Origin of the sequence: Sphingorhabdus sp. (assembly GCF_044357595.1) — a bacterium.
Classification (GTDB): Bacteria; Pseudomonadota; Alphaproteobacteria; order Sphingomonadales; family Sphingomonadaceae; genus Sphingorhabdus_B.
In genome coordinates this window covers 1-9045 of record NZ_JBIKPH010000100.1, presented here as the reverse complement: position 1 = coordinate 9045, position 9045 = coordinate 1, and the positions used below count along the sequence as shown (strand labels likewise).

Sequence of the window (9045 nt, the reverse complement as noted above, 5' to 3'; positions counted from 1 at the left end):
GCCCGCACGCTATGTGGCCATGGCAGAGCCGATCTCCTTGCTCCATCAACCCGATGATTAAGGTGAATTTCCATGCATACACAATCTGAAATCCCCGCAATAAAGCTTCCGCAACCAAAGCTGATTAGTATCGATAAGCTGCGCCCAGCGCCGCGCAATGCAAGGACCCATTCCAAGAAGCAGCTTCGCCTGATTGCCGATAGCATTCGTTCATTCGGTTTTACAAATCCGGTGCTGGTCGACGGCACGGGACAGGTTATTGCCGGTCACGGCCGCCTGGCAGCTGCGCAATCACTTGGCCTTATCCAAGTGCCAACACTACAGATCGACTGGCTAACCCCTGAGCAGCAGCGCGCTTATGTGCTTGCCGACAACCGGCTCGCCGAAAAGGCTGGTTGGGACAGAGAGCTGTTAGCCTTGGAACTTGGCGAACTTAGTGATTTTGAAATTGATATAACGCTAACAGGCTTCGACCTGCGCGAAATTGAACTCATCATGGATGCTGGCGATAGCACGGTGGCCGAAGATGACGTGCCGGTGATCGAGCATGGTCCGGCAGTTTGCCGACCAGGTGACCTATGGCAGCTGGGACGGCACCGGCTGCTGTGCGGCGATGCGCTCGATCATGCGAGTTATAAGCAACTTATGGGGCGGGAGAAAGCCCGGCTGATCGTTACCGACCCGCCTTACAATGTTCCAATCGCCGGCCACGTCTCTGGTCTCGGCAAGGTTCGGCACCGCGAGTTTGTGCAAGGCTGTGGCGAACTCAGCGAAGCAGCGTTCACCCGCTTTCTTGAGCAATCCCTTGCTGCAATGGCCAAGGTCAGCCGCGACGGTTCGCTACATTATGTGTTTATGGATTGGCGGCATCTTCCCGAACTTCTGGGTGCGGGCAAGGCAGTCTATGACGACTGGATGAACCTGTGTGTCTGGGCCAAGAGCAATGCGGGCATGGGATCGCTCTACAGGTCCCAGCATGAGCTGGTGGCGGTGTTCAAAAAAGGGAAGCGGCCGCATATCAACAATGTTGAGCTTGGCAGTAATGGCAGGCACCGCTCCAATGTCTGGAACCATGCTGGTGCAAACAGTTTTTCGCAGGCGCGTTCAGAGGAACTTGGCTGGCACCCGACCGTCAAGCCTGCGGAAATGATCAGCGATATACTAAAGGATGCCAGCGATAGGGATGATATTGTCTTGGATGGTTTTGGTGGTTCTGGAACTACGTTGATCGCAGCAGAGCATAGCGGGCGCACGGCGCGGCTTCTAGAGCTTGATCCGCTCTATTGTGATGTGATCCTGCGCCGCTTCCTGAACGCCTTCGGACAGATGCCGGTGCTTGTTGAGACAGGCCAGGCTTTCACAGCGCGTGAACAGCTGGCCGTCACGGGAGGTGATCATGACTGACGCTTCCTATGAACAGGGGCGGATTGATCAGGACGCGGTTGGTTATGGTAAGCCGCCCAAGCACAGTCAGTTCAAAAAAGGGCAGTCGGGCAATCCCAAAGGTCGCCCTCGCGGTAAGCGCAACATGGCTAGCCTTGTTGGCGACGTGCTTGCTCAGAAGGTAACCATCACTGCCAATGGAAAACGCAAACGGGTAAGTTCTGAGACTGCCTTACTGTTGCGCCTGCGTGAAAAGGCGCTTGGCGGAGACCTGAGGGCCCTTCAGATACTGCTGTCGCTGAGGGCTGCACATATCCCCGATGCAGAGAGCACTGCTGATCATGGGTTGATGGCAGCAGAAGACATTGCGATCCTGGCCAGTGCAGGGCTTATTGACCTTCCGGAGACTAATAATGACGGCGCATGATCCGCGGCTGCTACAGGCCTTGTTGCGGCAGGACCTTTACCGGTTTGTTATGAAGGCCTTTGCCACGGTCAGTCCAGGCGAGCCGTTCTTGCCCAACTGGCATCTCATGGCGATCTGCCATCATCTGGAACTGGTCCGGCAGGGCAAAATCAAACGGCTACGGATTGAAGTGCCGCCGCGTTCGCTCAAGTCAGTATGCGCGTCTGTTGCCTTCCCTGCATTTTTTCTGGGGCATGATCCTACCGCCAAGATTATCACGGCGAGCTATTCTGCTGACCTTGCCGCCAAGCATGCAGGCGACTGCCGCGCCGTAATGCAGGCGCAATGGTACCGTGAGCTGTTCCCGAACACCCGGATAAGCCCTGCCAAGAACCAGGAAGCAAACTACGAAACCACGAAGCGTGGTTACCGTTATGCGACCTCTGTTGGCGGAACGCTTACGGGTCGCGGCGGCAATCTCATTATCATTGACGATCCGCTCAAGCCTGAAGATGCGATGTCGCAGACAAAGCGCGAGGCTGTGAATGGTTGGTACAGCAGGACGCTACTGTCCCGGCTTAACAACAAGGCGAATGACGCAATCATTCTTGTCCAGCAGCGCCTGCATATGGATGATCTGGCGGGGCATGTTGAGGGGCTCGATGATTGGGTTACACTCCGATTGCCAGCGATTGCCGAGGAGGATGCGAAGATCCCCATAGGACCAGGCAAGGTATATGACCGCAAGGCAGGCGACATCCTCCACCCTGCGCGCGAAACGCTGGCGATCCTCGAAGGGCTCAAGCTGGCTTTAGGCTCGACGATCTTCTCGGCGCAATATCAACAGTGCCCAGTTCCTCCCGATGGCGAAGTTGTGAAGTGGGCCTGGTTCAAGCGCTACGCGGCTCCGCCTCCGCAACATGCAATGACCATCTGCCAGTCATGGGATACAGCCTCAAAGGCGGACGAACAGCATGACTTTAGCGTATGCACAACGTGGGGCGTGGCAGGGGGCGACCTGTATCTTCTCGATGTCGATCGGGCGCGGCGGGATTTTCCATCGCTAAAGCGGCGCATTGTAGAACTGGCGACCCAATGGAACGCTCGCAATATCATCATTGAAGACAAAGGGTCAGGTACATCCCTCATCCAGCAGCTGCGCACCGAGCATCATGGTATCCCTTATCCAACCGCGTTCCTACCAAAGGATGACAAGATCACCCGTTTGCATGCGCAATCAGCCCGCATCGAGGCTGGGCATGTTTGGCTACCGGAGCGGGCGCCTTGGCTTGAGGATCTTCGGGCCGAGATCGCGAGCTTTCCGAATGGCCGTCACGATGATCAGGTCGACTCTATCGGTCAGTTTCTGAGTTGGCACTTTGATATGCGGTCGGGGGTCGTGCAGTTTGCGAGGATATGTGGAGTGTGATGCCGGTGCTCAAAAGAACGTTCGCTTATACCAAAAGGAAGGTCCGCTTTGCGCCCAAATGCAGTCATTGTGAGCGCCTGCTGGCTCCCCCAAAAGCTGACATTGCGTCAGCAAGGTTGATATTACTGATTTGTTGGACGATGCCGACAGTCTGCTATTAGGGGCGCAATCGCGGTAAGCAGGCTTTCGTTCATCCGCTATGTTGACAGCAGCTTCGCGCCCGACGTCGGTAACTAAATGTTCTCTCGTCGGTCCTCATGTTGGGGCTCAGCTTATACTGGTCTCAAAGCGGCGTGCAACCGCAAGACCGCCCGAGCCCATGCTGATCGCGGTGCTCCCCTTCCGCAACTCCCACATCCAGCCCTCCTGACCTTCGAACATCGGCATTTGCAACATCGCAAGCTCGCCGCCTAACATCAACTCCCAAACGAGGCCAGCACTCAGCTAATCTAAGCCACGAGTTGCGCCAAATGTTATACGCCCAGAATGGCCCTCAAGACCGAAGTCAACTTATCGGCCTCAGCGTTCTTCCCGTCAAGCGAACGCCAAGCCACAAACATATCCGGTCTGACAAGCAGCGCGCCACTCTCGTCGATTTCCGAGACTTTCCGATATTCGCCCCATGAATCTTCGTAAGCCTGTCCTGGACCGATAACGTGGACGACGATTTCCACTCCGAGCGCCGTAGAAGCTTTTTCGGCCGCAGCGGCCCATAGGGCACCGCCTGTGATTCCAGTCAGGATAGTGAACCGTCCCTTTCCGCAAAGGTCGAGTGTGGAGACTTTCTTCTTGCCAGCAATCAACCAAGCGTGCGGCAGATGGCTGCCTGGACGCGAGCTTGCTTCGTAATAGAAGATCGGATCAACGGAGAAGCCTGCATCAGGAGTTCCATCGGCTGCAACCGCGGACGACGAATAACGCTGGTTCATTTCGACGCCATGTCCACCACCGAATCCAACCAATGTGTCATCAATAGCTGCACGCAAATTGGTTCTCATGACGGCGCCCTTGGCGTCGGCTGATTTGAGACTTGTGAGCGCATTCTGGAGGTCGGTCTGTGACGGCACTGGCGGTAAGCCGAGTGCAGCAAACATCGGGGGTAACTTCTCAAGGCTCTTGTACGCCTGCTGCACAATCTGTTGGGCAACCGGTGCGCGTTCGACGTCATATGTGTCGAGCAGTGCAGAGCCGGCAGCACCGCGGATCACCAGCGCCAGTTTCCAGGCCAGATTGTAAGCGTCTTGGACGGACGTGTTCAGGCCAAGCCCTCCCATGGGGGTATGGCGATGGATCGCGTCGCCCATGCAGAATACCCGCCCACTGCTGATGCGCGTTGCATACTGTTGATTGATGGTCCAGTTTGACATCGCGTCAACGGTGACACGGATGGTCTCGTCGCCGATCAGCTTCTTAACGACTGCAGCAGCCTCTTCTTTGTTCAGCTGCGGCGGGCCGCCAGCGAGCTCATAACCCCAAACGCAGACCCATTTGTTCCAGGGCCGAACCATTCGGAGCACGCCAACACCGGTTCCGTTCACACCGATGCCGGATTGCAGCAACCAGAACATGTCGCTGGGGCGATGTGAGACGAACTCTGACAGGTCGGCAGTGAACTCGATATTCAGTGAGCCCGAATCACCTACAGCCATTTGGCCTTCGTACGGAAGGCCGATGTCTTCAGCGACTTTTGAGCGGGCGCCGTCGGCGCCAACGAGGTACTTCGCACGGATCTTGTATTCGCTACCTGTCAGATTGTCTCGGACTTTAACAGTGACCCCGTCCGCGTCCTGAACATGCGAAACATACTCCGTATGAAACCGCACGTCACTGCCGCGCAAGGAGCACTGGGAAACAACAAGCGGCTCGAAGTATAGCTGCGGCAGGTCGCAAACAGAACAGGGACTAGCTAGGTCGTGTGCTGCCTTTGCCGTGGGATGGGTTGACCAAGCATAAAGCCTTCCAAACTCTTGCCCCACCACGCTCTCTGCAAAGACATTGCCCATCATCGCCTGAGGCGTAGCCAGTTCATTGGCTGCATCCTCAAGATCCAAATCGCGGAGGATTTCCATCGCGCGCTGGTTGGTTATATGCGACCGAGGGCCTGGCGACGTTGAGCCATACTTGTTGATCATGATATTGCGTATACCCTGATCAGACAACAGCAATGAGGTAATCGATCCCGAAGGCCCCGCCCCGACAACCAAAACATCTGTTTCTATAATGTTTGTCATATCCGCTCCAAGAAATAGAGGTTGTATATTGCGTGAGCCAAATGAAGCTGGTTTGCGACATTATGCTGTCGTGAAATTGATTTGCATTTATCATTACAAATCATATATTTAAGTTTGTCAGGGATGCGCATGCCCCCAATCGCTTAGCTGTGGGTAGCTTCTTACCTCCCAATCGCGATCATCGATGACCAATCCACCATAACCATACTCAATCATGAAGCCTGATGGCGTCACCACATAGAAAGAGAACATGTTATCGTTAGGGTGGTGACCAAGCGTCATCCCGATGGGAAAGCCTGCGGCTACGCATCGGTCATACGCGAATCCGACGTCATCCATCTTTTCTACTTCAAGCATAATATGGTGGATGTGTTTGGGGGATGGGATCTGGGCTGTTGCAAGCGAATGATGTCGCCCAGTCCGTGTGTGAAAGAAAGTCGCATCAACATTGACTACGCCATGCGAAGTCTCGAGAGGAGCGCGAATGTAGTCGCTGACCCGTAAGCCTAGATTAGAGGTGATAAAGTCGACTGTTTCCTGATAGTCGCGAGCGACCTCCAAAACATGTCCGACGCCCAGTTTATCAGTCCTAAATCTGCCCTTCAGTACTTTGGAGGTAAAACTGTTGTCGCTCGACACATATTTTGGGCCGAAGGCGAATTCCTGCCGAACGCCGTTTGGATCCACACAGGCATAGACTTTTTCCATGCAACGCTCGGATGCCAATTCCTCGGAACAGGCGCTAACTTCTATCCCTGACGCTGAGAGTTGCTCGATATAGACCTCAAGCTCCCTTTGCGAATCGAACAGCCATCCGAGGTACTTGAGATCGTCGGAGTCGTCGCGGACTAGTACAATGCGCTGCTCCATTTCGTCCATTCGCAGAGCAAGGGACTTGCCCGGTTCGCGATTGCCGACCTGCAGGCCAAGGATATCTATCGCCAGCTCTTCCCAGCGAGCTAGGTCGCTTACGCCAAAGCCTACATATCCTAGAGACGAAATTTCAGCCATGGTGATCCTCCACAGTTTTTCCAGTTTTTTCAAAAAAGCTCCGGCAAGCTCTCGAACGTGTTAACGCCAAGCGCGCGCCAATCTTGCATCCAATTGACTACGACAGGCTGGTCGACGAGCGCGGCGCAAATGTGCAGTCATCAGAACTTAAAGCTGAAAGAGCCACCCCAAGTGCGCGGTGGTGCATACCATGCGAGCGGAACATCAGCGCCAAGTATGCCGCCGGGCCGCAACATTGCAGACTTCACGTCCTTGTTCTCAAGGTTGAGCACAAAAGCCTGGAACGTGAAGCGCTGCGATGGTGAAGTCCAACTTACCCGCAAATCAGTCTTGGTGACCCCTTCCTGTTGCATGTCCGTATTGCCGAAGATGTCAAAGTTGATGTGCGAACGGTAAGAGAAGTCACCGCGGAAGGCGACTTCCCCGCCGAATGCATCCACTTCATACTGCGCGCCCACGGCAAACGTATACTTCGGCGTATTGATTAGAGGGTTCCCTCCAATCTGGTCCTGACGCAAGCTGTTCGGCCCAGTTGGGAAGCGCGGATTACCGGTTGCAAACGCGTCATACTTGCTGTCAATAAAACCTAATGAGCCATCAATGCGGAAGTTAATAGTTGGCTCAAGAACGAAATCCACTTCGATGCCTTTGGCACTTCCGCCAGGAACGTTAACCAGAATTGCGCTCGTTACTGGAAAAATGTTGATCTGAACGTCTTTGTACTTGGCGTAGAAGGCAGATATATTGAACTGCACAGTCCGATCAAAAAAGTAGTTTTTCGAACCGATTTCCCATGAATCGACAAGTTCTTTGTTGGTGGTCGGAGTTGTAGGATCTTGCGGATTGATTGCGCCAGCTTTGTATCCATGCGAATAACTCCCATAGATCATGTTGTTTCGGCTGATATCGTAATCGATAGCAATTTTGCCTGTCGGCTCTTCCCATTCAGCGTCGATATCGAACGCAAGTTGGAAAGTGGGCGGCGGAACTACTGGAGGCGCCCCTACTACAGGAGGGTGGATCAAGGTCGAGCTTGATTTCTTATCCCAGTTGTATCGCAAACCGCCAGTCAAACGAAGCGCGTCACTGAAGTGATACGTCAACTGCCCGTATACCGCGTGAGACCGCAAATTGAGGGTGTCGTTGACGTCAAGAAAAATATCTGTCCCAACGAAAGGTCCAGGACGCGCACCGTCGATTTCGCCTATGTCGACAATTACGCGGTTCGCATTGTTGAAATCATAATGATAAACACCGAGAATGTAATCCAGCTTTCCACCAGGATTTGAGATTAGCGTCACTTCCTGAGTGAACTGCCTGCCCGCGTCGCCGGTATCCAAGGCGATATAGTTCAATGGGGAGTCGTCCCAATCGCTGATCGTGCGCCGCCGCGATTTGTAATAGGACGTCGTCGAACGGATGGTTGCTGGACCAAAGTCCCATTCAAGCGTGCCCGCAGTGCCATAAAAGCGGAGCAGGGTCGATTCGTTCAGATTTCGGTTCGTCACACGAGGGTCAGTCGATTTCGCCGGAACAGTCGAGTAGATCGTTGTCAGCAGATTTGCCGGCCCGCCTCGGGGATAGTTAGCGCCGACCCGAACCGGGCTACTGGAATTGTCATCGTTTTCAGAATAAGTGCCCACTAGCGTAAACTTTAGGTTGTCGGATGGCTCGATTGCGAGGATACCACGCGCAGTCCAAAGGTCTAGATCCGCGCCATCCTTGCCTGCAGGGTTAGTGTTCTTGAGAAAACCGTCTCGCGACGAACGCGTGATCGCAAAACGAGCAGCAACACCATCACTTATTGGAAGGTTTAAGGCAGCGCGCGCGCGCAGGAAGTTATAACTGCCGTAAGTAAAATCACCCTTCGCTTCAAAGTCGGCGGTAGGCTTGGCCGGGATGATGTTGATTGCACCGCCAGTCGTATTGCGACCATAGAGGGTCCCCTGCGGCCCGCGCAGTACTTCGACACGCTCGACGTCCCAGATATCAGCGAGGCCACCAGCGGGGTTCCCAATGTAAACGCCGTCATAGTGAAAGCCCACACCGTTGTCCGCGCCAGTGGTTACCGAATCGTTGCCTGCACCGCGTAACGTGATCTGGACGACGCCCTGCGGGACTGTGAACTTGAGACTAGGAACCTGCGACTGGATGGACGTGACATCGACAACCCCCTTACTGTCGAGGGCACTCTGGTCATACGCCGCGATAGCGATCGGCGTGCGCTGCAAGGTGCTTGAGCGCTTTTCAGCTGTGACAACGATGTCTGTGATACCCCCCTCTTGATCGCCTACCACAGCTTCCTGCGCGGATGCGGGGGCCGACAGTGTGGCTAACCCAAGCGTAAACGAACACACCATACCAATCCGAGTGAAAGTCATTTCAATCCTCCCCAATGAAGGGCGCCGGTTCGCGCCATAAGTCATGCCGGTACCAAATCCTATTTGTTCAATCAAATAGTATTTGCACTAAAAGCTTCAAACGTTTGATTTTATGTCGTTTGGCTGGATTTGCGGAAACATGAAAGCGGACTGTCAACGTATAAAGTGCGCAAATTCATGGTTGATTCTGGTCAAGGGCTCAAG

At 54.3% G+C, this 9045-nt stretch carries 7 protein-coding genes; 3 read left to right on the top strand and 4 right to left on the bottom strand.

Annotation, left to right across the window (positions count from 1 at the left end):
• Positions 1–72: 72 nt before the first annotated feature.
• The 3 genes from ACIQ2T_RS09870 to terL are packed head-to-tail and all read left to right on the top strand — an operon-like array spanning position 73 to position 3218.
• Positions 73–1404: a site-specific DNA-methyltransferase gene (locus ACIQ2T_RS09870; protein ID WP_397590662.1), complete on the top strand. Its 1332-nt coding sequence runs from the start codon at positions 73–75 to the stop codon at positions 1402–1404.
• Entirely contained in the window at positions 1397–1810 is a 414-nt protein-coding gene (locus tag ACIQ2T_RS09865; protein WP_397590661.1) for a DUF5681 domain-containing protein, read from the top strand. The genes ACIQ2T_RS09870 and ACIQ2T_RS09865 overlap by 8 nt, the downstream gene beginning before the upstream one ends.
• Entirely contained in the window at positions 1797–3218 is a 1422-nt protein-coding gene (terL, locus tag ACIQ2T_RS09860) for a phage terminase large subunit (RefSeq protein WP_397590660.1), read from the top strand. The genes ACIQ2T_RS09865 and terL overlap by 14 nt, the downstream gene beginning before the upstream one ends.
• 267 nt (positions 3219–3485) lie before the next feature.
• Here the strand turns inward: terL and ACIQ2T_RS09855 are convergent, their stop codons facing one another.
• The 4 genes from ACIQ2T_RS09855 to ACIQ2T_RS09840 form a co-directional block, all read right to left on the bottom strand.
• Positions 3486–3635 carry a hypothetical protein gene (locus ACIQ2T_RS09855; RefSeq protein WP_397583409.1) on the bottom strand — a complete coding sequence of 50 codons (150 nt, stop codon included), beginning with the start codon at positions 3633–3635 and terminating at the stop codon, positions 3486–3488.
• A 56-nt stretch (positions 3636–3691) separates the two neighbouring features.
• On the bottom strand, positions 3692–5449 hold the full coding sequence (locus ACIQ2T_RS09850) for an FAD-dependent oxidoreductase (RefSeq protein ID WP_397583410.1): 1758 nt from the start codon (positions 5447–5449) through the stop codon (positions 3692–3694).
• 117 nt (positions 5450–5566) lie between these two features.
• On the bottom strand, positions 5567–6493 hold the full coding sequence (locus ACIQ2T_RS09845; RefSeq protein ID WP_397583411.1) for a VOC family protein: 927 nt from the start codon (positions 6491–6493) through the stop codon (positions 5567–5569).
• 107 nt (positions 6494–6600) lie between these two features.
• Positions 6601–8841, bottom strand: coding sequence for a TonB-dependent receptor (locus ACIQ2T_RS09840; protein WP_397583412.1), 2241 nt, complete (start codon positions 8839–8841; stop codon positions 6601–6603).
• Between the last annotated feature and the right edge of the window lie 204 nt (positions 8842–9045).